The organism is Nocardioides sp. NBC_00850, from assembly GCF_045207335.1.
GTDB lineage: Bacteria > Actinomycetota > Actinomycetes > Propionibacteriales > Nocardioidaceae > Nocardioides.
The window spans coordinates 871060-896557 of sequence record NZ_CP108845.1 but is presented as its reverse complement, the minus strand read 5'-3'; the positions used below and the strand labels follow the sequence as shown (position 1 = coordinate 896557).

Here is a 25498-nt window from a genome sequence, read left to right as displayed (position 1 = left end):
GCGATCTGCCGCTCTAAGCGCCCCGAGGACGTATAGGGACTCACCGAGCCCCCTGCTGGGGGCGCAGAGACACCGTCAGGAGACGTACAGACGCTCATTTCGATCACAGTTCCCCCTCAGGAACGGCGGCGTGCGTGGAATCCGGGGTTCTACGGGGTAATATAGGGATTGGGTCGATCGTCCAAGGTTTCACCTTCCCGGCGCTGATCGGCCCGTTGCATGCCCGACCGACACCATGTCCGAATCCGGACCGAAATGACAGGTGGATCGCACCGGTGACCGCTGCCGACCAGACGACTCCTATGCCGGACGACAAGACCACAGACGGAGTCGAATACGACGCGTCTGCCATCCAGGTCCTCGAAGGACTCGAAGCGGTCCGCAAACGACCGGGTATGTACATCGGCTCGACCGGTGCCCGCGGCCTGCACCACCTGATCTGGGAGATCGTGGACAACGCGGTCGACGAGGCGCTCGCCGGCTACTGCGACACCATCAAGGTGACGCTGCGTGAGGACGGCTGGGTGAGCGTCTCCGACAACGGCCGAGGCATCCCGACCGACACCGCGGCCGGCCAGGAGATCCCCGCCGCGACACTGGCGCTGACCGTGCTGCACGCCGGCGGCAAGTTCGGTGGTGGCGGCTACAAGGTCTCCGGCGGTCTGCACGGCGTCGGCTCCTCCGTGGTGAACGCGCTCTCGACCAACCTCCACATGGAGATCAAGAACCGGGGCCGCCTGTGGGAGCAGGAGTTCACCAGCGGCGTACCCGACTACGACCTGCGTGAGGTGCGCGAGCTCGAGGAGGGCGAGCGCACCGGCACCACCATCTCCTGGAACGCCTCGAGCGACATCTTCGAGTCGACCGACTACAACCTCGAGACCATCTCGAGCCACTTCCGCGAGACCGCGTTCCTCAACAAGGGGCTGCGGATCGAGCTGCGCGACGAGCGTCCGGAGGCCTCCGCCCTCGCCGAGGCCGTCGAGGACGGCACGATCGAGTCCGACACCGACAGCGCCGACGAGCTGCACAGCTCCGGCAACGGTGAGCGGGTGCTGGAGCAGTCCTTCTACTACGAGCGCGGTCTGGCCGACTACGTCGACCACCTCAACAAGCGCAAGACCCCGGTATCCAGCATCATCGCCTTCGAGACCGAGACGGACGAGAAGGCGTCCAACCCGATGAGCGTCGAGATCGCCATGCAGTGGCAGGCGTCCTCCTACAACGAGTCGGTCCACACCTTCGCCAACACGGTCAACACCCCCGGCGGCGGCACCCACGAAGAGGGCTTCCGCGCCGCGCTCACCACCCTGATCAACCGTTGGGGCGAGGAGTGGGGCCTGATCAAGAAGAAGGAGGACCGGCTCACCGGTGACGACATCCGTGAGGGTCTCACCGCGATCATCTCGGTCAAGATCAGCGAGCCGCAGTTCGAGGGCCAGACCAAGGACAAGCTCGGCAACACCGAGGTCAAGGGCTTCGTGCAGGGCGCGGTCAACGACCGGCTCGGCGCCTGGCTGGAGGAGAACCCGGCCGAGGGCAAGGAGGTCATCCGCAAGTCGATGGCCGCGGCCTCGGCCCGGATCGCGGCCCGCAAGGCCCGTGACCTGGCCCGCAACCGCAAGGGCATCGGCGGCGGTGGCGGCCTGCCCGGCAAGCTCGCCGACTGCCAGTCGACCAACCCCGAAGAGTGCGAGATCTTCGTCGTCGAGGGTGACTCCGCGGGTGGTTCGGCCAAGTCCGGCCGCGACCCGCGCATCCAGGCGATCCTCCCGATCCGAGGCAAGATCCTCAACGTCGAGAAGGCCCGGATCGACAAGGTGCTGGCCAACCAGGAGGTCCAGTCGATCATCTCCGCGCTGGGCACCGGCGTGCACGACGACTTCGACATCAACCGGCTGCGCTACCACAAGATCGTGATGATGGCCGACGCCGACGTCGACGGCCACCACATCAACACGCTGCTGCTGACGCTGCTGTTCCGGTTCATGAAGCCGCTGATCGAGCAGGGCTACGTCTACCTCGCCCAGCCGCCGCTCTACCGCCTGCGCTGGAACAAGCCGGCCGAGCACGAGTTCGTCTACTCCGACTCCGAGCGCGACGCCCTCATGCGCGACGGCATCGAGCAGGGCAAGAAGCTGCCCAAGGAGAACCCGGTCCAGCGCTACAAGGGTCTGGGCGAGATGAACGCCGACGAGCTGTGGGAGACCACGATGGACCCCTCGCAGCGGCTGCTGCTGCAGGTGACCCTCGAGGACGCCGCCCACGCCGACGAGATCTTCTCCATCCTCATGGGTGAGGACGTCGCCGAGCGACGCTCCTTCATCCAGCGCAACGCCAAGGACGTCCGATTCCTCGATATCTGAGTCTCGCCGAGGCCCTAGATACCGATAGACGCACGCAGAAAGTGAAATCGTGACCGAGACTCCTCCGGAAGGCTCCTGGCAGACCGCTGCCGGCGGCCGGATCGAGACCGTCGAACTCCAGGCCTCGATGCAGTCGAGCTACATCGACTACGCGATGGCCGTCATCGTGGGTCGGGCGCTGCCTGACGTACGTGACGGGCTCAAGCCCGTCCACAGGCGCGTCCTCTACGCGATGTACGACGGTGGCTACCGTCCCGACCGCGGGTTCTCCAAGTGCGCCCGTGTCGTCGGTGAGGTAATGGGTAACTACCACCCCCACGGTGACACCGCGATCTACGACACCCTGGTCCGGCTGGCGCAGCCGTGGGTGATGCGCAACCCGCTGATCCACGGCCAGGGCAACTTCGGTTCGCCCGGCAACGACCCGGCTGCGGCGATGCGTTACACCGAGTGCCGGATGGCGCCGCTGGCGCTGGAGATGGTCCGCGACATCACCGAGGACACAGTCGACTTCGGGCCCAACTACGACGGCCGCTCCCAGGAGCCGGCAATCCTGCCGGCGCGGTTCCCGAACCTGCTGGTCAACGGCTCGGCCGGCATCGCGGTCGGCATGGCGACCAACATCCCGCCGCACAACCTGCGTGAGGTCGCTTCTGGCGCCAAGTGGTCGCTCGAGCACCCCGACGCGACGCGCGAGGAGCTCCAGGACGCGCTGCTCGAGCGGATCAAGGGCCCCGACTTCCCCAACGGCGCGCTGATCGTCGGCCGCGAGGGCATCGAGCAGGCCTACCGCACCGGCCGCGGCTCGATCACCCAGCGTGCGGTCATCGAGGTCGACGAGGACGCCAAGGGCCGCACCAACCTGGTGATCACCGAGCTCCCCTACATGGTGAACCCGGACAACCTCGCCCAGAAGATCGCCGACCTGGCCGACACCGGCAAGGTGCAGGGCATCGCGGACGTCAAGGACAACACCTCCTCCCGCACCGGGCAGCAGCTCGTGGTCGTGCTCAAGCGCGATGCGGTCGCCCGTGTCGTACTCAACAACCTGCTCAAGCACACCGAGCTGCAGACCAACTTCTCCGCCAACATGCTGGCGCTGGTCGACGGGGTGCCGCGCACCCTGGCCCTCGACCAGTTCATCTCCAACTGGGTCGAGCACCAGATCGACGTCATCCGGAGGCGTACGGCGTTCCGGCTGCGCAAGGCCGAGGAGGACGCCCACATCTGGCGCGGCCTGGTCAAGGCGCTCGACCAGCTCGACGCCGTGATCGCGCTGATCCGCTCCTCCCCCGAGGTCGACGACGCCCGCCAGGGCCTGATCCGGCTGCTCGAGATCGACGAGGTCCAGGCCAACGCGATCCTCGACATGCAGCTGCGTCGCCTCGCGGCGCTGGAGCGGCAGAAGATCGTCGACCGTCTGGCCGAGCTCGAGGTCATCATCGCCGACCTCGAGGACATCCTCGCCAACGTCGCCCGCCAGCGTCAGATCGTCGGCGACGAGCTCGACGAGATCGTCGCGAAGTACGGCGACGACCGCCGCACCCAGATCATCGCGGCCGACGGCGACCTCTCCATGGAGGACCTCATCCCCGATGAGGAGCTGGTCGTCTCGATCACCCGCGGTGGCTACGCCAAGCGCACCCTCGCCGGTGAGTACCGCACCCAGAAGCGCGGTGGAAAGGGCGTACGCGGCGCCACCCTGCGCGGCGACGACGTGGTCGAGCACTTCATCTCGACCACCAACCACCACTGGCTGCTCTTCTTCACCACCGCCGGCCGGGTCTACCGGATCAAGGCATACAACCTGCCCGAGGCGGCGCGTGACGCCAAGGGCGGTCACGTGGCCGGGCTGCTCTCGTTCCAGCCGGACGAGTCGATCGCCCAGGTGCTCGCGATCCGCGACTACGAGCAGGCGCCCTACCTAGTGCTGGCCACCCGCTCCGGTCTGATCAAGAAGACGCGGCTCGGGGACTACAACTCGCCTCGTCAGGCCGGCGTCATCGCGATCAACTTCCGCGAGGACGACGACGAGCTGATCGGCGCCGAGCTGGTCAACTCCGAGGACGACATCCTGCTGGTCTCCCGCAAGGGCCAGGCGATCCGGTTCCGCGCCGACGACAACCAGCTTCGGCCGATGGGCCGGGCGACCTCGGGTGTCACCGGCATGAAGTTCCGGGAGAGCGACTCGCTGCTGTCGATGTCGGTCATCCGGGCCGAGCACGTCGCGGCCGAGATCGCGGCCGGGCTCTCCGAGGCCAACGAGGACACCGCGGACGTCGCGGCTCCTGTCTCCGGTGCCGAGTCGCCGGACGAGGTCAAGGAGCAGTTCGTCTTCACCATCACCGACGGTGGTTTCGCGAAGCGCACGAAGATCTCCGAATACCGGCTGCAGTCCCGCGGCGGTCTGGGCATCAAGACGATGGCCCTGGCCAACGCCGACCGCGGCGGTCTGGTCGGTGCGTTCATCGTGGTCGACGGCGACGAGATCCTCTCGATCACCGCGACCGGTCAGGTCGTACGCAGCCCGATCAACGCCGACTTCAGGGCAACCGGTCGCTCCACCCAGGGCGTCAAGTTCGTGTCGCCCAAGAAGGGTGACTCGGTCGCCGTCGTCGCACGCTCCGTCGAGGCCCGCGAGGTCGACGATGAGATCGTCACCGGGACAGAGGTTGCGGATGATGTAACAATCGGGGGAGACGACGAGCACGGAGCGTCGTCCGAGACCACGACGGAAGATGAATCCTGATGACGGACCGCACCGCCGACCGCACGACTGGGGGAGTCGCGATGACCGAGCGGAACGAGACCGCGCAGCCGGTGACCCATCGGATCACGGACACGGTCGCCAACGCGGCTAGGCGTACCACCTCGGCGGTCGCCTCGACCGCCCGCACCTCCGGCCCCGCCGGTGCGGAGCGGGATGCGGTCAGCGGCTCGGCTCGCCGGGCCCGCCTGAGCCTGAGCCGCATCGACCCGTGGTCGGTCATGAAGATGGCCTTCCTGCTCTCGATCGCGCTCAGCGTCGTGGTGATCGTCGCCGTCTTCGTGATCTGGTCGGTGCTCGGTGCCGCCGGTGTGTGGGACTCGATCAACCAGGCGGTCCAGGACGTCGTCGGTGACTCCAGCGCCGGCTGGAACGTGCAGGACTACCTCGGCCTCCCCCGCATCATGGGCTTCACCATGGTCGTCTCGGTCGTCAACATCGTCCTGATGACCGCCGTCGCCACCCTCGCCGCGTTCCTCTACAACATGGCCGCCGCGCTTCTGGGCGGCGTGGAAGTAGAGCTCACCGAGAACTGAGCCCAGCTCGAACCCGCAACCTGGGGAGAGTTGTCCGAACACCGTTCGGATGACCCTCCCCAGGTTCATTCGTTCAGGGGGCAGGTTTGGCCGCAGCTCTTCATCGTCCCGAGCTCGGCGAGATCGTCCAACGTACGGTCGGCGTCACGGGCCTGGTCGCGCCAGGATCCGTGGCCGAGCGCACCATCGTGCTCGAGCACCGAGTGGGTGCCGGTCGCGAGGTCGTCCACCAACCCCTGGATGAGCTTGCGGCGACGTAGGGAGTGCGCGCGATCCAGTGACGCCTGGAGCGTGGCCGCGGTGACATAGGACCGGCTTGCCACCTCGGCAACCCGCGCGATCGCGTCGATCTCGGACCTGGCTTCGTTCGCCATCGCGAGGGCGTTGTCCTCGACCTTGAGGCGGGCGTACAGCACCGCGGCCCATGCCCGCTGCTCCCAGGTCAGCGGCCCGCTGTGGTTGACGTACACGCGCGGGTGCACCCGGCGGAGCTCGTTGCGGCGTACGGCCCTCTCGATGTCGATCCGGCTGAGGCCGCCGGCGGTGAGCTGGGGATAGCTCGCCACACCGTCCTGCATGCGTCGCTGAGCATCCAGCATCCGGGCCGCATCCTCGCGCGCGAAGGTCGCCTGCAGGTCCCCCGAGTCGGACATGTAGGCACCCCAACCCTGGGGAAGTCTGTCCGAGCCTGGTTCGGACAGACCTCCCCAGAGTCGATGGGGTCTCATCGTTTTGGTGCCCCGGGCAGCGGCCGGGTAATGTTTCCTCTCGCCTGCTGGTAGGGGCTTCCACCCTCCAGTTGGCGCCTGCGCTTATAGCTCAGACGGTTAGAGCACCACACTGATAATGTGGGGGTCGGAGGTTCAAGTCCTCCTAAGCGCACCACTCGTTTCCGCAGGTCAGAGGCTCCCATCGGGGGCCTCTTCCTCGTTTTCGGGGGTGTCATTCTCATCAGATGCCCCCAGGGTGCCCCCGAGCCTCTCAGCGGAGGACCAGAGGTTGTCATCGACCAGGTGGCCGTAGAGGTCCATCGTCATGGCTGCGGAGGCATGCCCCAGGATGCGCTGGAGCACCTTCGGGTCAGCACCGGCAGCCAGCCAGAGCGAGGCGCAGGTGTGCCGCAGATCGTGAACCCGAAGGGCGGGACGCTCGATCTCCTTGATTGCCTCAGCCCAGCCGACCGAGCGCTTCCAGTTCCGCTCAGACAGCGGGCCACCGCGAGGGGCGTGGAAGATCCAGTCATCGGGATCCTTGCCCGCACACCAGCGGTCGAAGATCGGCACGAGCTCGTCGACGAGCGGGGCAGTCCGAGCCCGCTTGCTCTTGAGCGTGTCGACATAGAGCGAGCCGGTCTCCATGCTCGACAGCACAGCCCGTTGCAGGCGTACGCCATGACCAGGGACCCTCAGGCGATCTCGGACCTGGAGCCCAGCGAGTTCACCCCAACGCGGCCCGAGGTAGGCCAGGACCTTGACGAGGTCGCCATAGTCGAGGGCATCGTCGGGATCGTCCTCGGACACGGTCGAGCAAGCCGCAGCCAAGGCCAGCACCTCCTTACCGGTCAGGAACTGGCCCTCACGCCGGACCTTGCCCGAGGTGGGTGCTGCCACCCGCTCAGCCGGGTTCTTGGTGATCCGGCCGTCCTGCACAGCGAAGGCGAGCAGGCCCCGGAAGACCGCCAGGTGACGAGCGACGGTGGACTGTGCAGCACCGGCAGCGATCATCCGGCCGACCCAGGTGGCAATGTCGGCCGAGGTGATCGAGGCGACCGGGACCTTGCCGAACTTCGGCTCGATGTGGTTGCGCCAGGCCGCTGCTTCGAGAGCGAGCGTCTTGCGCTTGAGGCTGTTGCGGGACTCCAGCCAGTCGACGGCGACCACCGAGAGCGCGATCTGACCCCGGCGAGGATCGTGCCACTCCCCCAGGCGAAGGCGTCGCTTCTGGTCGTCCTCCCAGGCCTCAGCATCGCGTTTGCGGTCGAAGACCGAGGTAGCGACCTCCCGTCCGTGATGCTTCACCCGAGCCCGATAGCGGACCTTGCCGCTCTTGGTGGTGTAGCGCTGCACGCTCATGCGGCGACCTCCTGCTCCTGCTGCTCAGCGACCCAGGCCAGGACGGCAGAGCGTTGCCAGGAGAGGCGACGCCCGATCTTCACAGCCGGAGCGAACCGGCCTTCCTGACGGAGCCACTTGATTGTGATGACCGGGACCCGCAGGAACTCGGACACCTCGTCAATGGTCATCAGCGGCTCGAGGCCGCTCTGCTGATCGCTCATCGCTGCTTCCCTTCATCGGTTGGTGTTCTTGGTCTGGGCTTTCCACTGGTCGTACTCACGCGCTCGTGCAGCGGCCGCGAGGGCGAGGGTTTCGTCGCCGGGGTTGGTCCACCCGGTGCCTTGGTAGGTCCACTTGCCGATGACGAGGGTGGTTTCGGTGTCGTCGGCAAGGAGCCGCGCCTCGAGCTCCTCGAGGTCGAGCAGGGCTTTGCGTGCGTCTTCGTCCTGCTCAGCGGTGGCGACGAGATCGCGATACTTGGCACGTGCCCTGCGAAGTTGGCCCAGGGTGACGGAGTAGCGCCGGGACTTGGTGGAGAAGTGGCCCCGGAACCCGAGCATGTGAGCCCACTTCCCGAGCAGCCGGTAGGGGTTGGCGGGGGTGCCGGTGGCGTCGATGTGGGGGCCGTAGTGAGCGCGTGCCCTGGCGTCGAGCCGTCGACACCTCGAGGCGAAATCGGCGATGTGCTCGACGGGTCGGTCAGCGCGGATCGAGTTGGCGTCTTTGGTGGCGTACTTGGCGAGGTATCCGGCGACCTGGCCGGGGGTGAGGGGACCGTCGGGGTCGTCGGTGCGGTTGGTGTCGCGAACGACGCGGACGTCGAGTTGTTTGCCCCAGCACAGGCCCCGTGCAGTGTCGTTGTCGTCGACCGGCGGAGCCTCGAGGTGGACGTCGCCGGCCGCGTGCTCCAGGAGCCGGCCCAGGGTGCGGCCGTCGAGGGGTGCCGGAGATCCGGGACCGTCGGGGCCATCAAGCCGGATGAGGGCGTGGAAGTGCACGAGTCCCCGGGATTGGTATTCGGCGACCTTGGCGAATTGGACCGAGGCGACATCGGCCAGGCATGGCGGAGGTACCGGGGTCTTCTTGGTGGCCTTGCGTCGGGTCTCGGTGACACCGAGCTGCTGCGCCAGGGCACGCCGGAGCGCGATGGTGGTGCGTCGCCACAGCTCCGGGGCGTGCCACTGCCACACGATCGCGCTGTCAGTGTCGTGACACTCGGCGCAGAGTGGCGCGCCATTGGCGGAGTCGTCGGGGCCGTGGACTGACATGCAACCCAGAGGGCGGCCGTGTTCGCAGGTCAGGGGCTGTCCAGCCCTGGCGGAGCGTGGCCGACAGCGGCCGCCAACCGGTTGCCCGTTCTTGGGCCGGGGTCCGTGGACGTGGCCGAAGGAGGGGGCAGTGAAAGTGACAAACAGGAGCGGGTTGTCTGCCACCGTGGCAGGGATCGTCTTGCCGCCGACCAAGCCAGCGTTGATCATCGCGTACGTGTCGCGGGCGTAGGTCCTCGAGCAGGCCGGGCACACGTCGGCGCGGCGGTTGCCGCATGGACGGTAGAGCACCCCGAGCGGGGCATTCGCGGACGAGAACGTGCCGACAAGCTCCCCGCTACGGGCGTCGAAGGTCTCAGAGGATCCAGTGAGTCGGATGGGGTGAGCGCAGTACTTCACCGCTGCTGCGGTGTCGGCCCAGGCGTCGAAAGAGCCGTCAAGGAGCCGGGCACCAACGGCATTGAAAGCGGCCGGGGTGAGTCCGGACAGATCCAGCGGCGCATCCTCCCCGTACCCAGGGAACGAGCCCGAGGTCGAGGACGATGCGTCACTGTGGATGCCCGGTGCATCCATGGTCGAGACGGTCACGCTGCACCCCTGAGTGGAGCCGCGGGGACGACATCGAGGAGGTCGAGCAGATCCTCAGGGGCAGGGGCACGGTCGACGCCGCCCCACCAACCACCGGTCACGTCATTGCGGGTGGCGTAGGCCTCGCAGGCGAGCAGGACCGGGCAGGCCTCGCAGGTCTCCTGCATCAGCTCAACCAGGACCGTGGGGGTTTCGATCGCGTCGGTTGTCCAGGGCAGACCCCGGTTCTCTCGGGTCGTGCACAAGGCGTGATCCATCCAGGCCGGGGTGCTCATGCCGCACCACCGAGAACGGGAGGCTCCGGAGCGATCGCACCAGGAGCGGCGGTGGGGTCGGCCGGGTAGAGCGAGGCCACGCGGCGGATGAGTTCATCGGACCAGTAGTCGGCGCGGACGCGGTCGGTCGAGCCGTCCTCATCGATGATCCACGCCGTGCCCTGCGCGCCCTTGAGGATGCGGTGTGCCGGGGCGAACGGGGCCATCCCGTCACCCAGGACCATGTTGGTTTCCATCGCGGACCGCAGCCGCAGCGCGATGGTTTGGGTGAAGAGACCGCGCATGTCGATGACCTCCTTACGCGGGTCCTGCACGAAGGCCACGACGACGACACCGACCGCGCGGCCGATGGAGAGAAGCCGCTTGAGCAGACGCTCGGCCTCCTTCTTCACGTTCTGATCGGCGTATGCCGTGAGCGAGGCCAACTCATCGATGACGAGCAGGTAGAGCGGCTCCCCCGGGCCGGGCTTGTGGTTGCGCGAGACGCCCCGCATTTCCTCGGTGCGGGCATCCGCGATGGAGACGAACTCCTCCAGCATCGCTACGGCCTGCTCACCCTTGACGGCAATCTTGGTGAACAACGGGGCACCCATCGTCAGCTCCATGCCGCCCTTGAGGTCGATCCCGTAAGCCCGCACCGCATCGACCGCGATAGCCGGAGCCAGCGAGCCGACCATGCCCCACAGGAACGAGCCCTTACCGGCGCCGGAAGCACCCACCACGAGCGTGTGCCGCTGCTCGATCTGCAGGTCGAAGGGCTTGCCTGACTGGCGACGGCCGAGCCGCACAGACTCGGTCTGCATCCGGGGCTCCGGCATCCCGGCCGTGCTGGGGGTCTTGATCAGGTCCCGCATCACCAGCTCGAACATCACCGTCGAGCCGGTCCGACGCTTGGGCGGGTAGACCCGGTACGCATCCGCACTGTAGGTCGCGGCCAACTTCGGGGCGAAGGCCTCCAGGTCGGCCAGGGCCTGGCCACGGCGGGTCCGCACCTTGAGGGTCACCGAGTGCGCGGAGGTCTTCACTCTCTTGAGGCGAGGGTCGCGCCACTTCTCGATGGACTCCTCACCTACGCCCATCTTCTTAACGCGCTTGGTCCGGCGCTTCGACAGACCGGCCTCACGGGCGACGCCCTTCCAGGTGATCCGGAAGACCAGCCACCACCAGGAGCGGCGGGCGATGGAGGCCAGCCAGCCCAGGGCGGCGAGGGTGCTGGGGCGGGTCGGCTTGATCACGACCAGGACCGCCACCGCCAGGGCGACCAGGCCGCCGAGGCTGTAGAGGATCGTCTCGTTCATCGGTTACTCCTTCCGTTCGTGCTGCTGGATCCCGCCAGCCGCCGCGCCTTCCCAAACGCGACGGCCAGCGGGCGAATGTGGGGTGTGCTCACAGACCTGCCGCCTTGCCGCGACAGATGGGGCACACCGGAGTGGAGAGGTCGGGGTAGTCCCACGACCAGCGGCTGCCAGCGTTGGGCTGGCCGCACAGGGTGAAGTCGGCGTTGAGTCCGGCAAGGTGCGCCGGATCTGACCCGTCACCGATCCACACCAGGTAGAGGCTCATCTCAGGCAGCCGCCTTCGAGCCAGGAGCAGCGCCAGCAGCGGGCTTGCGTGCGGCGTTGTCGCCGGGCTTGATCATCGACTCGGCGCGGTAGGACCAGGTGATCCGGGTCCGGTCCTGGCCCTCCTTGTTCTTCCCGCCCGTGTACTCGACGTAGGGCAGTGCGGTGAGCCCGACGAACTCCACCGGGGTCCAGGGGAACGGGGTGTCGTTGGCCGGGGGCACGGGCTGGTGCTTGGCGGCGAACTTGACCGTGATCGCGGTGTCCTTCTTCCCGGCCGTGTCGTCGGCGTCGAGGATCACGACCTGCCAGACCGGGAGGCCGGTGTCCTTGTCGAGCTGCTGAGGCATCGACCCATCGGCCCGCTTCCCGGCCTGGAAGTCGAGGACTGGCTCGACCTCGCCCTTGAGGAACGCTCCCTGGGGGAACACGTCGCCGTGCTGGACTGCGAAACGCTGCTTCATCGCCATGGTGTTGCTCCTTCGTGAGTTCCCCTCCCGAATAGAGGGGGTTCTATTGACGAAGGTAGCACTCCTATCACATTAAAACCAGCCCTATTCTGAATCTCGAGGTCAGGCGGCGTTTAGCGCTACCCTTAAAGGACGGCGTCACCGAGCAGAAGAGAGAGCGACAGATGGCCCTCGGCTACCGCGAACTAGCGGCCGAACTGCGAGCAGGGATCGAGCGAGGCGAGTTCCCTGCGGGCTCGACGCTGCCCAAGCAGACCGACGTGGCCGAGCAGTACGGGGTCAACATCAAAACCGTTCGCAACGCTGTCGGTCTCCTGGAGGCCGAAGGTCTGGTTACCCCGGTACGTCGGCGGGGAACCGTCGTGCGTGAGCGTCCTCCGATGAAGCGCCTGGGCGCGGAGAGGTACGCGAAGAGCAAGTGGAAGTACGGCAGCAGCCCGGCGTTCATCGCAGACCGCGAGGCGAGTGGGCAGCCCTACGAGCGAGGCGACCAGACCCAGACAGTTGACCTCGTGAAGCCGCCGGCACGTGCTGCCGAGGTGCTCGACGTGGATCCGGAGGGGTCTGTCTACGCGCGGTCAAGGATCGTCCGCCAGGACGGCAAGCCGACCACGTGGCTCACGAGCTACTACCGAGTTGAGGATGTAGAGGGCACCCCGATCACGGACCCAACGCCTGGACCGGCCGGGCAAGGAGGCGGATTCGCTGTGCTCACTCTCCAAGGTTTGGAGCCCCACTCGGTCACAGAGACCTTCTATGCGCGTATGCCCACGCCCGAGGAGATCGAAGTGATGGAACTCCCTGCGGGCGAACCCGTCATGCGGCTGGAGAGGATCACTCGCACTAAGGATGGGTACGCCGTTGAGTACGCCGACGGGGCGTACGCCGCCTCGAGGTTCTCCTGGAGTTACACATTCGACATGCCAGACTGATTGGCATGCCTACGCTCATGGAGGACGCCCAGACCCTTTGGGAGTTCCACCAGATGCACCACGAGCCACGCGACACTGACGTCGCGATCGGCCTGGGCGGTCATGACATCGGCGTGGCCGAGCACGCTGCGGATCTCTACCGCCAAGAGCGGTTCCCGCTGATCGTCTTCACTGGTGCGAACGCCCCTACTACCGTGAACGACTTCCCTCGAGGTGAAGCCGTCGAGTTCGCGGAACGGGCTGAGGAACTCGGGGTTCCCGCCTCGGCCCTCAGGATCGAGGCGCGAGCAACCAATACCGGCGAGAACCTGGCGTTCACGCGTGCCCTGCTCGAGGACGAGGGCATCACGCCTCGTACCGCAACCCTGATCAGTCGGCCCTACCAACAGCGTCGGGCGTACGCCACGGCACGCAAGATCTGGCCCGAGCTCGAGGTGATCTGCTCCGCACGTGTGCAGGAGCTGCCTGACTACATCGCCAGCATCGGGAGCACTCGTCGCGTGCTCGACATGCTCGTCGGAGACACGCAACGGCTCTGGGTCTACGCCGATATGGGCTTCGCCGCTCCGCAGGAGATCGACGACGAGGCGTATGCGGCGTACGAACGGCTCGTGGCTGCTGGGTACACCAGCCGACTGCTTGAATCGAACGCACGTTCGATACGATGAGGCGTGTCGGCCAACCCTCCTAAGAACGACGCCTGGCCCGAGCCCAGGCACTGGCTACACGTCTGGGTGCATCGCCAACGGAGGAACTATCCGCCACCCATGCCCGGCCTCGTGCTCAAGTGGGAGAAACACAAGGGCCGGTGGCGGGCCTGGGTGATCTGGGTCGACACCACGTACGCCGCGCCAGAGATCCGGCACGCGTGGCTGCCCATCAACGAGATTCGGCCAGCGAAGAGCGACATCAACGTGTGGAATGACCGCTACCGGTAGGCGGCAATTTGACCGAGATCTCAACCAAACGATTGGGTGTGAGATCCTTAACAAATTTGCCTGTCGGATTTCCTAGAGAGTGGCGCTCGTCTCAGGTAGCGTACGCAATGTGGACGTTGCTCATGTGCAACCTCCCGCCCAGCCTTAGGCCCCGCCAGAGTCGCGGGGCCTTCGTGCGTCTAGGGGTGCCACGTGTGCTCATTCTCGATCACCGGCTTGATGCGTGCCCAGAGTTGATCGTTCGCCTTTGATGCGCGTGGGTCAACCTCTGTGTGAGTGGACCGCCGATGGTGCAGAAAGGCGACGAGGTCTGCAGCTTGGATTAGGCGGCTGTGGTGTGACGGCGCGAAATGAATGGTGTCGACGATTCGGGGCAGGGTTGAGCTCAGGTACCCAGGAGTTCCGTAGTCCTTGAAATCCCGCAGGTTGTTGCGCCTTCGATCGTGCTCATGGAGTTCGTCGCAGATGACGAGAGCCGCTTCATTGGTTCTGCGGGCGCACTTGTTGACCTGCTCGAGTAGGTGCTGCAGACAGACGTCGTGCGGGTCGTCGGGGTGCCTGTATCGCTCCCGGAGGCGCTTCGAGTTCACACCCCTGAGGAACAGACAGACGTCGTGAGACGCGATCGCGTCAAACGCCCATCCGTAGATGGCGATCCGCTGCCGAGGCATGACCCCGCTCCAGTCCCCCTCGCCATGAAAGAGAGGGTGGCCGTGGAGTTCCGCACGGGCGTGTCCGACCCCAAATTGGTCGACCGCGCGGGCGACCACCGCGTTTAGTGCCATATCAAGAGAGCGGACGTGCGTGTGGCGCACGGCCAATCCAGCGATGTAGTACCAATCCTTGGAGTAAGACTCATCGACGTATGTCAGCAGCACAGTGGGGAATCTCCGTACATCTCAAGTGCTATGCCTGAACGCTAGCCGCTCTCGTGGCAGCAGGGACGAGAACGCAGCACGGCGTCGCCCTGGTCGGCTGGGAGCAGAATGCACGCTTGGAGCGGCGAACGGCGCATGGGGCCCGCCTTGTGAGCCAAAAGGCTCGCGAACCCATCTCCGAACGGCTTGACTACTGAGCGTGCCAGCTAGCCGCGACCTCCTCAATGATGTTCGGAAGTACCTCGATCGAAACGGGTACACCCTTGAGATGGAAGTAGCGCGAGTCGTGTACAAACGGCATCGGTACACCTTCCTTGAGCAGAGTTACCACTACATCGATCCGCAGACGAGCAAGGAACGCGAAGGAGATGTCTCCGCGACGCTCTTCTTTGACGACGACACGTCCAGTCGTGCCGAGCATGCGCTGCAGCTGATCATCGAGTGCAAGAGGACTGACGCCCCCTGGATCGCGTTCTTCGGCGGCGCTGCTCCGTACGAAGGGCAGGTCGGCATCTCAGGTCGCGCTGCAGATCGTGCCTGCAAGTTGTGCAGAGCCCTCGCCAATGCAGTCTTCAACGCGCGCAGCGGTGGTGTGAATGCCTACGCGATCGTTGAAAAGCGCAATGAGGATAAGCAGGCGAAGGACCACGCTTACGAGGCTGTGCATCAGGCCGCCAACGCGATGCGAGCTGCATATCCCCACGGTGAGAGGTGGCAGGCTGGCGGCGGACACGGAACGGACGGAGACATGACTACGTTCGGGCACGCAATCGTCGTTACATCCAGCCCGTTGGTCACGTGCCGGATCGACGCCGAAGGCGAGATACATCTCGCCGAAGTGCCCAGCGTCGGCGTACATCTGCCCAGGGTCACCCCGGATGTCGGCAAACGCGTCAGTCAGTCCTGGGAGGGCACGGATGTAACCGTGGTTCAGGCGGATGCATTTAGTTCGTTTGTGGACACCGTCGTGCAGCACACAGAGAACCCCGAGGAGATTCGGCCCAACACGGCCAAGCCCTGGCCGGATCCGCCCTCCTCGTGAGAACTTTCTCTACTGACTCAAGGCGGCCTCCGGCCGCGAGCGCGGCCTCCGGGGGCGTGCGGCCTGGCGGCCGGTCCCCCTACGTGCCGCGCAAATGAAGAAGAGCGCCCAGTCCGTAGACCAAGCGCTCACTCTCCAGGCGTCGACCAGCCCGGCTCATCCGCCTCGACCGGCAACACCGGCATCCCGAACGGCAGCTCGAGCACGTTCCCGTACGCCTCTTGCCACGCCTCCCACTCCAGATCGCTCCGAGCCGTCATCCGGTCCACCCGCTCCGGTAACGGCAGCGACGGATCGTCCAGCAGCTCCGGTGGGAACTCGACCACAGGCTTCCTCATACCTGCCTCTTACCCCGACGCGACCGGTCCTAAACCGAAAGTCGGAAAAGTTCTCACGTCGCACGGCCCCGAGCCATGCCGTCGATGCCGGCGAGACCCAGGTGGTCGGGGGTCCAGGGAGTGGGCCGATGACGAGGGGGAGGTGGGGGCGGCTGCCGGTGGGGACACTCCCCGCGACGCTTCTATGATCGATGGTGTTGGGCAGCGTGGGGGCAAGCCCCCAGACCCCCGCCGAGGGGGCCAGATGCCGGAATGGGTGACGCTCCGCCCCCGCGATACGGACTAAGCGCACGTGCCCCCAGGATGCCCCCGCCGCATCGAATCGGCACCTGTTGAGCCATGCCGAACCATGACGCTGGACCGCGTAGCAGCAGAGGCAGAAGCGCACGGCCACCGTCGAGAATCTGACTGATAATGTGGGGGTCGGAGGTTCAAGTCCTCCTAAGCGCACAGCAGTTTCACCAGGTCAGAGGCTCCTTCGGGAGCCTCTTCCTCGTTTTCGGGGCTGTCGTTCTCCGGCCCTCCGAGCACACCCGTCGAAGGCTCGATAACTAGACCGCGGCCCCGAGTCGGTACCCGAGACCACGGCACCAACGGCACACTTCGTGGTGTCGCTCTCCACGTAGGAGGAGTCACCCTGACTGTTCCGTTGGTGTCGAACACGGTAACCAGTCACGTGCCACAGATGCACGCGGCTGTGTCCAATCCGCGATATCGAGACGACCCCCGCTCCAGGAAATCGGCCGATGACGAGGGGTTTCTTGGTTTTAGAGCCGGCTGGACGCGTCGTGGTCGTGGGTGGGGACGACCCGCATCAGGTGGCGAGCCAGGTGCAGGCGGTGGAGGGTGGCGAAGGCGGCGTCGCGGTCCTCGTCGACGAGGTCTCCGGGGAAGGCCGGCTTCTGCCTGATCAGATCGACCTGGTCGTAGTGCCAGGCGGCGTCGCCGGCGATCAGGACCCAGCCCGACGGGGTTCGGGCGAGGACGCCGATGCTGCCCGGAGTATGGCCGGCGAGCTCGACGAGCAGGACGGAGCTGTCGCCGAACAGGTCGTGGGAGGCGGTGAAGGTCGCGACGGGCGGGCCGTCGAGGTCGTACGTCTCCACGGGTCGGCCATCGGTCAGCGCCGGGCGAACGCCGCCGACAGGAGGCTGACCCGGGCCGAGGATCCAGTCGCGCTCGGTGGTCCGCAGGCGTACGGGCAGGCCGGGGAGGTCCAGGAGGCCGCAGACGTGGTCCCAGTGTGCGTGGGTCGGGAGGGCGAAGTCCGGCTTGACCAGCGCCGTCTGCAGTGAGTCGACGGTGGCAATGGTGTCCGCCGGGGGCGTGACCAGGCGTCGCAGCATGGCCGGGAGCTCGCTCAGGGCTCGTTCGGGGGCATCGCGGCAGTAGGACGGATCGACGACGAACGTCGCCTCGGGATGAGTGATCACGAAGCAGGTCATCGCATTGCGTACGCGCCGGTGGAGGCCCGCGCCTTCGATGAGGCCACCGGCGGGCAGCGAACGCGGGACCTGAGGCATCGTGCTGACCGTCACCGTTCGGTCACCCGGGGGCAGGCCGGCGTCGGTGATCGAGGAGAGAAGTCGTTCGTCCGGGCGGCGCGGACGCAGCATGCCGCGCCCGAATCCGGTCAGAGCGCCGATCAGCTCTCGAGCTGTCGGCGTGGCAGGGGAAGCAGCGGGGTCGCTCGTCACACGAAGAACCTAGCGACCGTGGCACGGTACGCCATCCGACCGCGGTAGGAACCGCATGCGAATATCACCGTCATGACGAAGATCGACCTTCCGTTCGACCTCGACTCCATCCCGGGACGTACTCGCCGGTGGGTCAAGGGCGGGATGAAGCGCACCGAGAGGTGGGGGCAGCGGCTGGGTGGTCGCGTCGGCCCGCTCATCCCCAACACGCTCGCCACCGGTGGCACCGACGACTGGACGCCGCAGGGGCTGGGCTACGGCCCGGACACCAACATGCTGGCTCAGAGCTACTACTCCCACGACAAGGGTTCGGCGCTGGTGCTGGTCGACCTGAAGAGCGGGAAGACCGCCGCCGAGGTGCTGCTCGTGGGTCACAACGGCAAGGCGGGTCCCGGGCACGCCGGCGGGGTCGCGATCGACGGTGACGACGTCTGGGTCTCCAAGGGTGCCGGCGGCGGCACCGGCCGGCTCTACCGCTACTCGCTCTCGGCCATCCGGGATGCGGCGAAGGGCGCCGAGGTCGAGCCGATCGAGGCGCCGGCGAAGGTGGCGGCCGGCTCCTACTGCCGGATCCGTGGAAACCACCTCTACGTGGGCGGCTTCGGAAACCAGACGCTGTTCGCCTATGAGAAGGGGGCGAACGGTGAGTGGGACTTCTCCGAGCCGGTCATCTCGGCCAAGACCCCGCCCAAGGTCCAAGGGGTCGTCGTGCGCCGCGACGAGTACGTCTTCTCGTCCTCGTTCGGCCGGCACCGGCCGAGCACGATCTTCATCTGCGAGCGGAAGCCCGACGGCAGCGTGGGTGCGGTGCGGAGCAAGTTCAGGTTCCCCAACATGGCCGAGGCGATAGTCGAGGTCTCGGGCGAGCTCATCACCACCTACGAGTCCGGCGCCTTCCCCTACAGCCGGCCCTCGGCGTACGGGTTCGGGATCCTGACCGGCCGGATGTGGGCGAGCACCCACATGACCTGCACCCCGATCGCCTCCCTGGGCCTTGCCCCAGACCCCGAGGCTGGTTGATTTCGTACGCTTCATGGCGGGCCGGTACGCTTTCCTGGTCTAACGGGCAGCAAATGCTCACCACGACTTGCAGGAGAAGACATGAAGAAGATCGTCCTCGTACTGCTGGCCGCGGCTGGCATCGTCCTCGCCAAGAAGAAGCTCGACCAGTCCAACCCCGAGAAGGGTCACTGGGCCGCGGCGACCGACAAGGTGAACTGACCGACGGACACCCGTCCGGGGCATTGGCGCAATTGGTAGCGCACCTGCTTTGCAAGCAGGGGGTTAGGGGTTCGAGTCCCCTATGCTCCACCCACTCTGACCAGGCAAAACGCGAAAGCGACCGAGTCGAAGTCAGCGGCCAAAGGGCCAGATCCTGACGAACTGCCTGACTACGCCGCGTCATTGTCGTCATCTTCCTCATCCTCGGTGTCTTCGTCGGCTTCCTCGACGGAGAGTGGAAAGACGCTGTCCATGACGCTGGCTCCGGACTCAATAACCGGCCGCAGCTCGTGGCGGTAGACCAATTCCGTCACCGCCGTTCCCTTGTGTCCCATGAGGCGCGATATCTCTTCGACCGGCATCCCTCGCTCAGACAGGATGGAGACGAAGGAGTGCCGCAGCTCGTAGGGCACCCACTCGTCGGGATCGATCCCGGGGACCAGGCGAAGAGCATCGCGAAACATCCGGCGCACGTTATGAGCGTCCTGCTCGGTGCCCACGAGTGACGGAAACACCAGGTCGTTCTCCTGCCAATGGTCCCCGACCCGAGCCCGGACCTTGGCCTGCGCCTGGCGCTGCCTCTCCAACATCGCCGCGACGTATCCCGAGACCGCAAGAGTCCGCTTCGACTTCTTCGTCTTCGTGTCTCCACCCGCCCGCACCGAGCGCCACACCTCGATATACGGGGTGTCCTCGTCAAGGTGCACACGGTCCCACCGCAGCGCCCGAACCTCCTCGGGGCGTACGCCGACGAGCAGCGACACCGCAATGTAGGGATGCATGTGATGCTTGCGCGTCTTCTCCAAGATGTCCGACGCCTGTTGGAGAGTCAGCGACTTCGACGGACGACCAGTCCGACCCTTCGGAGCGGGACAAAGGTCAACCACGTTGCGCTCAGCAAGACCACGCTTAACGGCACGATTGATCGAGCGTCGAAGCACAGAACGAACCTGCTTCAGGGTCGACGTCGACAGAGCTGACGACAACTTGAGTAGCCACTTGTCGACCTCGTCGGGCCGAAGGTCCTTCAAACGACGCCCGCCCAGGTGCGGCTTGATGTGCACCCGGTACTTGTCGCTGTCGCCCTCCTTCGTCTTCTCCCCCACATCCGAGCGCTCGAACTTCAGCCAGTCCTCACAGACCTGAGCCACCGTCACCCGATGAGCAGCAGGCATCAGGCCAGCCTCGTACTCACGGATGCGTTCGCGCAGCTTGCGCAGGGCTGCCGACTCACTGGTGCCAGTGCCGGTCTTGACGATGCGCTTTCCGCGTCCGTCGAAACCAACCGTCTTCTCCGCGATGTAGCGCTGCCGGGTCTCATCCCATCGCACGCCACCATCGCCACGAGCCCGGCGAGACTTCTTCTCTCCCCCGCCGTCGGTCATGCCGCAGCCTCCTCGGAAAGCAGCGCGACACACTCAGCCAAGGCATCAACCGGAACCCTGCGACTACGACCGACCTTGACCGTCCGAAGACGATCCGAACGGATCAGCTCGTAGACGACCGACCGGCTGATGCGCATTGCTTCAGCGGCTTCCTCGACCCGATAGAGCACCGGGACAACCACGGTCTCACTCATCACTTCGTTCCTCTCATCGGTTGGTGTTCTTGGTCTGGGCCTTCCACTGGTCGTACTCACGGGCACGAGCTGCAGCGGCGAGGGCGAGTGCTTCGTCTCCGGCGTTGGTCCATCCGGTGCCTTGGTAGGCCCATTCGCCGATGACGAGGGTGGTTTCGTCTTCGTCGTCGGCCAGGAGCCGGGCTTCCATCTCGGCGGTGGAGATCTCCTCCAGGGACTCCCCGTTGCGGCGGGCGTCGGTGACGAGATGCTGATAGCGGACACGAGCCCGGCGCAGCTGGCCGAGGGTGATGGAGTAGCGCCGCGACTTCGTGGAGAAGTGGCCGCGAAACCCGAGCATGTGAGCCCACTTCTTGACCAGCTCGTAGGGGTTGTCCTGCCCGCCGTAGAGAGCGTCGGAGGTCTCGAAGATGTCGTGACATGTCGAGGTCAGCCGCGCCAGGTGGGGCCGTGTCGTGTCCTCGAGGCGGATGCTGGAGACGTCCTTGCTGGCGTACTTGGCCAGGTACCCGGCGACCTGTCCCGGTGTCAGAGCGGCGTCGGGGTCGTCGGTGCGGTCGCCGTCACGGACAACGCGGATGTCGACTTGCTTGCCCCAGGAGAGCAGGCGGGTGACGCCGGTGTGGTCGACTGGTGGGGCCTCGAAGGTGACCTTGGCGATGGTCTCGGCCAGGAGCCGGGCGAGGTCGATCCCGTCCAGGGGTGCCGGGGATCCGGGGCCGTCGGGGCCGTCGAGGCGGAGCAGGGCGTGGAAGTGGACCAGGCCCCGGGTTTGGTATTCGGCGACCTTGACGAACTGCATCGAGGCGACGTTCTTGAGCCTCGATTCGGGTACGTCGAGGCGCTTGGCCAGGGCGCGTTTGAGTTCTATGGTGGTGCGTCGCCATAGCTCGGGTGCCCACCACTGCCACACGATGGCGGTGGTCCAGTCGTGACAGTCGGGACAGAATGGCGCGCCAACCCGCGGGTCGGTGTCATCGTGGCGCGCCATGCATGACATGGGTCGACCGTGGGGGCAGCGAGCACCCTTGTCACGACCGCGGGGACGGCACCGCCCGCCGTTCTTGTCGTGGCGGTGGACGTGGCTGCCGAACGATGGCGCGGTCAGCGTGGCGAAGAGCAGTGGGTTGTTTGCCACCGTGGCGGAGACGGTCTTGCCACCGGACAGACCGGCGTCGATCATGGCGAAGGTGTCGCGGGCGTATGTCCGGGAGCAGGACGGGCAGATGTCTGCGCGCCGGTTGCCGCAGGGCCGGTAGAGCACGCCGAGGGGTGCCTCATCGGAGGAGAACGAGCCGACGTGATCCCCTAGGACGACCTCACCGGGGCCGTAGGTCTTGTAGAGCGCAGCGCGGAGCTCGCTCACCTGGGAGCGCTCGAAGGTCCGTGACCGGCCGGTCAGGCGGATCGGGTGGGCGCAGTTCTTGACGGCGGCGGCCGTCTCGGCGAAGGCGTCGAAGGTCTTGTCGAGGAGTCGGGAGGTGACCGCCTGGAGCCCTGCAGGGGTGAGGCCGGACAGATCCAGCGGCGCATCCTCCCCGTACCCCGGAAACGAGCCAGTGCCCGCCGAGGTCGAGGAGGATGCGTCACTGTGGATGCCCGGAGCATCGAGGGTCGAAACGGTCACCACAGGGTCCCTTGGTCACCGATGCACTCGCGGGCGTGGCGGCGTGCGGCTACGGCAGCGTCGCCCTTGTAGGCGGTCCGGTGCTTGATGTTGTCGGGGTAGGTCCAGCCGCACCCCTCACAGGCGGCAGTCCACAGCTCGCCGTCGGCGACGTCCTTGAGCACCACGCGATCACCAGCGAGCGTCCTCATGCCGCCACCGCCATCGGGTCGACCGTGGGGGCCGTCATGGGGATGGCGTCGAGCAGGTCGAGCAGGTCGACGGGCTCAGGAGCGCGGTCTGATCCGGCCCACATGCCACCAGAAACCCGCTCTTCGAGGGCGTACGAGTTGCAGGCGGAACGGACAGCGCAGCTGTCGCATGTGGACCGCATCAGGTCGACGATGACCTCGGGAACCTCGATGGTGTCGGTGGTCCACGGCAGGGCCTGCGCCTCGCGAGTGGTGCACGCAGCGTCAGCCATCCACGTCGGGGTACTCATGACAGCACCTCCGTAGCGTTCGAGTCGGTGGAGTCGGTGGAACTGACGACCTCACCGGCAACGACGTCGGTGGAGGCTGCAGAGCGGTTGCGGGGCTTGCGAGGCTTCCGCGTACGCGGCGTGGAGGTCGAGGGGCCACGGGCGGGCCGGTTGTCGCCGGGACGGGTGTTCTTGGCGGTCGCGACGGCGGGGACCAGGTCGGACTCAGCGAGCCCGATGAGGTTGCTGAACTCGGCAGCGCGCGGGTCGAGAGTCGTGGACTCGGCGGCGGTCTTGTGCTGGTCGCGTCGGCCGGTCGGCACCAGGGCGATTCCGCCGGCGGGGTAGTGCTTGTTCATGTCTTGGATCTCCTCATCGGTGACATAGGCGGCGCGGACCCGGACGGGTTCGGCGTGGCCTTCGAGGCGGACATAGCCGATGCCCTTGAGGTCTTCGGGGATCGCTTCGCAGTAGGCACCCGCTTGGTGGGCGCCATCGCCGAGGACCATGTCGACCTGGTCTTCGGTCTGGAGCCGGAGCGCGATCTTGATCGTGAACAGGTCACGCCAGCGGACGACGTCCTTGGTGACGATCTGGGAGCAGGCGACCACCGAGAACCCGGGCGCACGGCCCTTGGTCAGCAGCCGGCCCATGGCGGTCTCGATCCGGTTCTGGATCTGACGGTCCTCGTTCAGCTCGGTCACATCAGCGAGCTCGTCGACCAGGACGACCACCAGCGGCGTCTCCCGGGAGACCGTGAAGGAGCGAGCCACGCCGCGCAGGTCGATGGTGCGGTCATCCATGACCCCGACGGCGTCTTCGAAGAGTTTGGCCATGGCCTCGTAGTTGTCGCGCTCGTAGCGCTTGAACATGTCCTTGCCGAACTCCAGCTCCATCCCGCCCTTGGGGTCGATGGCCCACAGCTGCACCAGCCCGGCGCGGACGAACGGAGCGAGCGCGCGGATCAGGGACCAGATCACCGAGCCCTTGCCGGAGCCGGTCTCACCAGCGACGAAGACGTGGTTCCCGCGGATCTTGAGATTCCAGGGCTCCAGCTGGTCGGTGTAACCGAGGTGGAGCCCATCGAGCCGTGCCACGTCGAGAGCCGTCTCGTCCTCGGGGATCGGGATGGCCGGGATCGTCTTCATCAGCGGGTTGCGCTTCTCCAGCTCCAGCCAGCACATCCCCGGCTTGTGGGCACGGACCCGCGCCTCACTGGCTTTCATGGCGTTGGCGATGGTCTCGTCAGCACCCACCAGGACGCTGGGAGCCATCCCAGCCGGGAGGCGCACCAGGAGCCGGTCCATCGCCGGAGTGGAGGCGACCTTGATCAGCCGCGGGGCCAGGACCCGGCCGGAGCGATCCTTGGTTGTCAGGCCGCAGCGCTGCATCCAGAACGTCCACATCAGGCCGTACCAGAACCAGCGCGAGGCCCAGTTGCGAGCGAGGCGGCCAGCACGGCGGCCGACCGGACCCATGAGCCGGGTGAACGAGGTGGAGGCGAAGCGCCACCAGGCCGCCAGCGGCACCCCGGCCGAGACCAGGCAGCCGAGCACAACGAGAGCGACGAAGCCCCAGCCTGCCTGATTGGCCAGCTCGACCAGCAGGGCGATGAAGCCGCCGAGGAACGCGAGCGGCAGGACCAGGCCCGGCCGCCGAACGATCGACCACAGCACCCAAACCGTGGCCATGAGCAACTTGTGTCCGAGCTTCTTGAGGAGATTTCCCATCACGCACCCCTTTCGTGGCGCTTGAACGCGGCGATGACGAGACCGACTTCGGTCAGGGCCTCAGAGGCCGCACGGCGCGAGGTCCGGACCTTCTCGGCGATGGTCAGGCTGTAGATCGACGACCCACCGCCGATGGAGGCGTGGACCAGGTCCAGGCGCATGGTGACCTCGTTGAGGTCGGTCGAGACCCGGCGCAGCGCACCCAGAGCCGCGTCGTCACCGCGTACGCCGAGGGCATCGGCCCAGGCGTCCAGATCGGTGCGGAGGCCAGCGCCACCGCCGTAGATGCCCCACATCAGGAGTTCCCCCGCTCGTGAGTGCGGAACCCACGCAGCGCCCGAGCCATGTCCTCGCGGATGAACCGCATCCCGGAGACTGCCTGGTCCCCGAAGTGGTTGAGGGCATCGGCGTTCGGGAGGTTGTCCGGCATCGTCCCCATCACATGGGAGAACTCGTTCGAGGCCACGTCAAGACGCCGGATCAGGCTCTGCAGGGCAGTGATGGCTTCGTCATCGGTGTAGGTGCCCAGGGCATCAGCCCAGGCATCAAGCCCACGGCCGTGGCTGCTCATCAGGCGACACCCCGCTCGTGGCGCTCGAAGGAGCGGCGCAGTCGGCGGAGCCCGTCGGCGGCGTCGAGGATGTCGCGGGCAGCGTCGTTGAGGGCGATGAGGATGTCGTCGCCACCCACGGCCCCGGATCGGGTGTAGCGGTTCTGGAAGGCGTTCAGCTCGCCAGCGATGACGAGGAGTCGGCCGTACTGGCCCGAGAGGACCCGCATCGCGTCGGCGTCGTTGGAGACGCCGAGGATCTGAGCCCAGGCGTCGAGGTCCTTGCGGCGTGAGGTCACCATCAGGCAGTCCCCCGCTCGTGACGGGCGAACGCTCCGCGCAGCTGACCCAGCGCAAGACCGGCGTCCAGGGTGTAGGAGGCGGCCTTGAGGATCTCGTCCATCACCGGGTTGCGGTCGGGCACACCCGCGTCGAGGAAGTGCTGACGCATCCGGGTGAGGCTGGCCGCGATCACGAGCATGCTGGCGCTGTGCTTCTTCAGCGCCGCCATCGCCTCCGCGTCGTTGGAGACCCCCAGGGCCTTGGCCCAGAGATCGAGGTCCTTGCTCTTGATCCTCATCACGCTTTCCCTTCGGTTCGGTGGTTGCTGCTGCTCTCAG

General features: G+C 66.4%; 30 protein-coding genes and 2 tRNA genes. 11 read left to right on the top strand and 21 right to left on the bottom strand.

Features of this window, described 5'->3' with window-relative positions:
- Positions 1-302 precede the first annotated feature (302 nt).
- The 3 genes from gyrB to OH802_RS04340 are packed head-to-tail and all read left to right on the top strand — an operon-like array spanning position 303 to position 5669.
- Positions 303-2366, top strand: a complete 2064-nt coding sequence (gene gyrB, locus OH802_RS04350; protein WP_406029231.1) for a DNA topoisomerase (ATP-hydrolyzing) subunit B — start codon at positions 303-305, stop codon at positions 2364-2366.
- Between the two features lie 49 nt (positions 2367-2415).
- Positions 2416-5115: a DNA gyrase subunit A gene (gene gyrA, locus OH802_RS04345; RefSeq protein ID WP_406025454.1), complete on the top strand. Its 2700-nt coding sequence runs from the start codon at positions 2416-2418 to the stop codon at positions 5113-5115.
- Positions 5115-5669, top strand: coding sequence for a DUF3566 domain-containing protein (locus tag OH802_RS04340; RefSeq protein ID WP_406025452.1), 555 nt, complete (start codon positions 5115-5117; stop codon positions 5667-5669). The genes gyrA and OH802_RS04340 overlap by 1 nt, the downstream gene beginning before the upstream one ends.
- A 65-nt stretch (positions 5670-5734) precedes the next feature.
- Here OH802_RS04340 and OH802_RS04335 read toward each other — a convergent pair whose 3' ends face one another.
- The gene (locus tag OH802_RS04335; RefSeq protein WP_406025450.1) at positions 5735-6322 is read right to left on the bottom strand and encodes a type IV toxin-antitoxin system AbiEi family antitoxin domain-containing protein; all 588 of its coding nucleotides are present in this window, start codon (positions 6320-6322) and stop codon (positions 5735-5737) included.
- Positions 6323-6477: 155 nt separating this feature from the next.
- On the opposite strand from OH802_RS04335, the gene OH802_RS04330 reads away from it, so the two are divergent.
- Positions 6478-6554: transfer RNA gene (locus OH802_RS04330), tRNA-Ile, on the top strand.
- Positions 6555-6568: 14 nt separating this feature from the next.
- On the opposite strand, the gene OH802_RS04325 is transcribed toward OH802_RS04330, so the two are convergent.
- From OH802_RS04325 to OH802_RS04295, 7 genes are all read right to left on the bottom strand, one after another.
- Positions 6569-7741 carry a tyrosine-type recombinase/integrase gene (locus tag OH802_RS04325; RefSeq protein WP_406025448.1) on the bottom strand — a complete coding sequence of 391 codons (1173 nt, stop codon included), beginning with the start codon at positions 7739-7741 and terminating at the stop codon, positions 6569-6571.
- Positions 7738-7944 (bottom strand): helix-turn-helix transcriptional regulator, encoded by a 207-nt coding sequence (locus tag OH802_RS04320; protein ID WP_406025446.1) that lies wholly within the window; start codon positions 7942-7944, stop codon positions 7738-7740. Before OH802_RS04320 ends, OH802_RS04325 begins: the two co-directional genes overlap by 4 nt.
- Before the next feature lie 12 nt (positions 7945-7956).
- Positions 7957-9564 (bottom strand): replication initiator, encoded by a 1608-nt coding sequence (locus OH802_RS04315; protein ID WP_406029229.1) that lies wholly within the window; start codon positions 9562-9564, stop codon positions 7957-7959.
- An 11-nt stretch (positions 9565-9575) separates the two neighbouring features.
- Complete coding sequence (locus OH802_RS04310; protein WP_406025444.1) at positions 9576-9854, bottom strand: WhiB family transcriptional regulator; 279 nt, start codon at positions 9852-9854, stop codon at positions 9576-9578.
- Complete coding sequence (locus tag OH802_RS04305; RefSeq protein ID WP_406025442.1) at positions 9851-11152, bottom strand: FtsK/SpoIIIE domain-containing protein; 1302 nt, start codon at positions 11150-11152, stop codon at positions 9851-9853. The genes OH802_RS04310 and OH802_RS04305 overlap by 4 nt, the downstream gene beginning before the upstream one ends.
- Before the next feature lie 88 nt (positions 11153-11240).
- The gene (locus tag OH802_RS04300) at positions 11241-11417 is read right to left on the bottom strand and encodes a hypothetical protein (RefSeq protein WP_406025440.1); all 177 of its coding nucleotides are present in this window, start codon (positions 11415-11417) and stop codon (positions 11241-11243) included.
- Between the two features lies 1 nt (position 11418).
- Complete coding sequence (locus OH802_RS04295; RefSeq protein WP_406025438.1) at positions 11419-11886, bottom strand: plasmid replication, integration and excision activator; 468 nt, start codon at positions 11884-11886, stop codon at positions 11419-11421.
- 164 nt (positions 11887-12050) lie between these two features.
- Between OH802_RS04295 and OH802_RS04290 the strand changes: the two genes are divergently transcribed.
- The 3 genes from OH802_RS04290 to OH802_RS04280 all read left to right on the top strand — a co-directional run bounded on the left by OH802_RS04290 (position 12051) and on the right by OH802_RS04280 (position 13756).
- On the top strand, positions 12051-12818 hold the full coding sequence (locus OH802_RS04290; RefSeq protein ID WP_406025436.1) for a GntR family transcriptional regulator: 768 nt from the start codon (positions 12051-12053) through the stop codon (positions 12816-12818).
- A 17-nt stretch (positions 12819-12835) separates the two neighbouring features.
- Positions 12836-13486, top strand: a complete 651-nt coding sequence (locus OH802_RS04285; protein WP_406025434.1) for a YdcF family protein — start codon at positions 12836-12838, stop codon at positions 13484-13486.
- A gap of 99 nt (positions 13487-13585) precedes the next feature.
- Entirely contained in the window at positions 13586-13756 is a 171-nt protein-coding gene (locus OH802_RS04280) for a hypothetical protein (protein WP_406025432.1), read from the top strand.
- A gap of 179 nt (positions 13757-13935) precedes the next feature.
- On the opposite strand, the gene OH802_RS04275 is transcribed toward OH802_RS04280, so the two are convergent.
- Complete coding sequence (locus OH802_RS04275) at positions 13936-14634, bottom strand: DUF3800 domain-containing protein (protein WP_406025430.1); 699 nt, start codon at positions 14632-14634, stop codon at positions 13936-13938.
- A 268-nt stretch (positions 14635-14902) separates the two neighbouring features.
- Here OH802_RS04275 and OH802_RS04270 point away from each other — a divergent pair, with 268 nt between their 5' ends.
- Positions 14903-15676 (top strand): hypothetical protein, encoded by a 774-nt coding sequence (locus OH802_RS04270; RefSeq protein ID WP_406025428.1) that lies wholly within the window; start codon positions 14903-14905, stop codon positions 15674-15676.
- 128 nt (positions 15677-15804) lie between these two features.
- On the opposite strand, the gene OH802_RS04265 is transcribed toward OH802_RS04270, so the two are convergent.
- Both OH802_RS04265 and OH802_RS04260 read right to left on the bottom strand, forming a co-directional pair.
- A complete protein-coding gene (locus OH802_RS04265; RefSeq protein ID WP_406025426.1) occupies positions 15805-16014 on the bottom strand; it encodes a hypothetical protein in 210 nt (69 codons plus the stop codon).
- A 767-nt stretch (positions 16015-16781) separates the two neighbouring features.
- Positions 16782-17711, bottom strand: coding sequence for an MBL fold metallo-hydrolase (locus OH802_RS04260; protein WP_406025424.1), 930 nt, complete (start codon positions 17709-17711; stop codon positions 16782-16784).
- A gap of 72 nt (positions 17712-17783) precedes the next feature.
- Between OH802_RS04260 and OH802_RS04255 the strand changes: the two genes are divergently transcribed.
- From OH802_RS04255 to OH802_RS04245, 3 genes are all read left to right on the top strand, one after another.
- Positions 17784-18731 (top strand): hypothetical protein, encoded by a 948-nt coding sequence (locus OH802_RS04255; RefSeq protein ID WP_406025422.1) that lies wholly within the window; start codon positions 17784-17786, stop codon positions 18729-18731.
- 81 nt (positions 18732-18812) lie between these two features.
- A complete protein-coding gene (locus OH802_RS04250; RefSeq protein ID WP_008355567.1) occupies positions 18813-18932 on the top strand; it encodes a DLW-39 family protein in 120 nt (39 codons plus the stop codon).
- Positions 18933-18949: 17 nt separating this feature from the next.
- A tRNA-Ala gene (locus tag OH802_RS04245) sits at positions 18950-19022 on the top strand.
- Between the two features lie 80 nt (positions 19023-19102).
- Here OH802_RS04245 and xerC read toward each other — a convergent pair.
- The 10 genes from xerC to OH802_RS04195 are packed head-to-tail and all read right to left on the bottom strand — an operon-like array spanning position 19103 to position 25458.
- Positions 19103-20317 carry a tyrosine recombinase XerC gene (gene xerC, locus OH802_RS04240; RefSeq protein ID WP_406025420.1) on the bottom strand — a complete coding sequence of 405 codons (1215 nt, stop codon included), beginning with the start codon at positions 20315-20317 and terminating at the stop codon, positions 19103-19105.
- A complete protein-coding gene (locus OH802_RS04235) occupies positions 20314-20511 on the bottom strand; it encodes a helix-turn-helix domain-containing protein (RefSeq protein WP_406025418.1) in 198 nt (65 codons plus the stop codon). Before OH802_RS04235 ends, xerC begins: the two co-directional genes overlap by 4 nt.
- 13 nt (positions 20512-20524) lie before the next feature.
- Entirely contained in the window at positions 20525-22138 is a 1614-nt protein-coding gene (locus OH802_RS04230) for a replication initiator (protein WP_406025416.1), read from the bottom strand.
- Complete coding sequence (locus tag OH802_RS04225; protein WP_406025414.1) at positions 22135-22329, bottom strand: hypothetical protein; 195 nt, start codon at positions 22327-22329, stop codon at positions 22135-22137. The genes OH802_RS04230 and OH802_RS04225 overlap by 4 nt, the downstream gene beginning before the upstream one ends.
- A complete protein-coding gene (locus OH802_RS04220) occupies positions 22326-22619 on the bottom strand; it encodes a WhiB family transcriptional regulator (protein WP_406025412.1) in 294 nt (97 codons plus the stop codon). Before OH802_RS04220 ends, OH802_RS04225 begins: the two co-directional genes overlap by 4 nt.
- Positions 22616-24328, bottom strand: coding sequence for an FtsK/SpoIIIE domain-containing protein (locus OH802_RS04215; protein WP_406025410.1), 1713 nt, complete (start codon positions 24326-24328; stop codon positions 22616-22618). The genes OH802_RS04220 and OH802_RS04215 overlap by 4 nt, the downstream gene beginning before the upstream one ends.
- A complete protein-coding gene (locus tag OH802_RS04210) occupies positions 24328-24624 on the bottom strand; it encodes a hypothetical protein (RefSeq protein ID WP_406025408.1) in 297 nt (98 codons plus the stop codon). The genes OH802_RS04215 and OH802_RS04210 overlap by 1 nt, the downstream gene beginning before the upstream one ends.
- Positions 24624-24899, bottom strand: a complete 276-nt coding sequence (locus OH802_RS04205; RefSeq protein ID WP_406025406.1) for a hypothetical protein — start codon at positions 24897-24899, stop codon at positions 24624-24626. The genes OH802_RS04210 and OH802_RS04205 overlap by 1 nt, the downstream gene beginning before the upstream one ends.
- A complete protein-coding gene (locus tag OH802_RS04200; protein WP_406025404.1) occupies positions 24899-25180 on the bottom strand; it encodes a hypothetical protein in 282 nt (93 codons plus the stop codon). Before OH802_RS04200 ends, OH802_RS04205 begins: the two co-directional genes overlap by 1 nt.
- Positions 25180-25458 (bottom strand): hypothetical protein, encoded by a 279-nt coding sequence (locus tag OH802_RS04195; RefSeq protein ID WP_406025402.1) that lies wholly within the window; start codon positions 25456-25458, stop codon positions 25180-25182. The genes OH802_RS04200 and OH802_RS04195 overlap by 1 nt, the downstream gene beginning before the upstream one ends.
- Positions 25459-25498: the final 40 nt, after the last annotated feature.

Excerpts from the sequence above, each read along its gene's own strand:
- OH802_RS04255 (WP_406025422.1), top strand. The coding sequence starts at position 17,784 with ATGACGAAGATCGACCTTCCGTTCGACCTCGACTCCATCCCGGGACGT.
- OH802_RS04200 (WP_406025404.1), bottom strand. The coding sequence starts at position 25,180 with ATGGTGACCTCACGCCGCAAGGACCTCGACGCCTGGGCTCAGATCCTC.
- OH802_RS04220 (WP_406025412.1), bottom strand. The coding sequence starts at position 22,619 with ATGAGTACCCCGACGTGGATGGCTGACGCTGCGTGCACCACTCGCGAG.
- OH802_RS04325 (WP_406025448.1), bottom strand. The coding sequence starts at position 7,741 with ATGAGCGTGCAGCGCTACACCACCAAGAGCGGCAAGGTCCGCTATCGG.
- xerC (WP_406025420.1), bottom strand. The coding sequence starts at position 20,317 with ATGACCGACGGCGGGGGAGAGAAGAAGTCTCGCCGGGCTCGTGGCGAT.
- OH802_RS04315 (WP_406029229.1), bottom strand. The coding sequence starts at position 9,564 with ATGGATGCACCGGGCATCCACAGTGACGCATCGTCCTCGACCTCGGGC.
- OH802_RS04280 (WP_406025432.1), top strand. The coding sequence starts at position 13,586 with ATGCCCGGCCTCGTGCTCAAGTGGGAGAAACACAAGGGCCGGTGGCGG.
- OH802_RS04335 (WP_406025450.1), bottom strand. The coding sequence starts at position 6,322 with ATGTCCGACTCGGGGGACCTGCAGGCGACCTTCGCGCGCGAGGATGCG.
- OH802_RS04235 (WP_406025418.1), bottom strand. The coding sequence starts at position 20,511 with ATGAGTGAGACCGTGGTTGTCCCGGTGCTCTATCGGGTCGAGGAAGCC.
- OH802_RS04195 (WP_406025402.1), bottom strand. The coding sequence starts at position 25,458 with ATGAGGATCAAGAGCAAGGACCTCGATCTCTGGGCCAAGGCCCTGGGG.
- OH802_RS04305 (WP_406025442.1), bottom strand. The coding sequence starts at position 11,152 with ATGAACGAGACGATCCTCTACAGCCTCGGCGGCCTGGTCGCCCTGGCG.
- OH802_RS04310 (WP_406025444.1), bottom strand. The coding sequence starts at position 9,854 with ATGAGCACCCCGGCCTGGATGGATCACGCCTTGTGCACGACCCGAGAG.
- OH802_RS04215 (WP_406025410.1), bottom strand. The coding sequence starts at position 24,328 with ATGGGAAATCTCCTCAAGAAGCTCGGACACAAGTTGCTCATGGCCACG.
- OH802_RS04205 (WP_406025406.1), bottom strand. The coding sequence starts at position 24,899 with ATGAGCAGCCACGGCCGTGGGCTTGATGCCTGGGCTGATGCCCTGGGC.
- OH802_RS04290 (WP_406025436.1), top strand. The coding sequence starts at position 12,051 with ATGGCCCTCGGCTACCGCGAACTAGCGGCCGAACTGCGAGCAGGGATC.
- OH802_RS04250 (WP_008355567.1), top strand. The coding sequence starts at position 18,813 with ATGAAGAAGATCGTCCTCGTACTGCTGGCCGCGGCTGGCATCGTCCTC.
- OH802_RS04265 (WP_406025426.1), bottom strand. The coding sequence starts at position 16,014 with ATGAGGAAGCCTGTGGTCGAGTTCCCACCGGAGCTGCTGGACGATCCG.
- OH802_RS04285 (WP_406025434.1), top strand. The coding sequence starts at position 12,836 with ATGGAGGACGCCCAGACCCTTTGGGAGTTCCACCAGATGCACCACGAG.
- OH802_RS04295 (WP_406025438.1), bottom strand. The coding sequence starts at position 11,886 with ATGGCGATGAAGCAGCGTTTCGCAGTCCAGCACGGCGACGTGTTCCCC.
- OH802_RS04320 (WP_406025446.1), bottom strand. The coding sequence starts at position 7,944 with ATGAGCGATCAGCAGAGCGGCCTCGAGCCGCTGATGACCATTGACGAG.
- gyrB (WP_406029231.1), top strand. The coding sequence starts at position 303 with ATGCCGGACGACAAGACCACAGACGGAGTCGAATACGACGCGTCTGCC.
- OH802_RS04270 (WP_406025428.1), top strand. The coding sequence starts at position 14,903 with ATGGAAGTAGCGCGAGTCGTGTACAAACGGCATCGGTACACCTTCCTT.
- OH802_RS04225 (WP_406025414.1), bottom strand. The coding sequence starts at position 22,329 with ATGAGGACGCTCGCTGGTGATCGCGTGGTGCTCAAGGACGTCGCCGAC.
- OH802_RS04210 (WP_406025408.1), bottom strand. The coding sequence starts at position 24,624 with ATGTGGGGCATCTACGGCGGTGGCGCTGGCCTCCGCACCGATCTGGAC.
- OH802_RS04340 (WP_406025452.1), top strand. The coding sequence starts at position 5,115 with ATGACGGACCGCACCGCCGACCGCACGACTGGGGGAGTCGCGATGACC.
- OH802_RS04300 (WP_406025440.1), bottom strand. The coding sequence starts at position 11,417 with ATGAGCCTCTACCTGGTGTGGATCGGTGACGGGTCAGATCCGGCGCAC.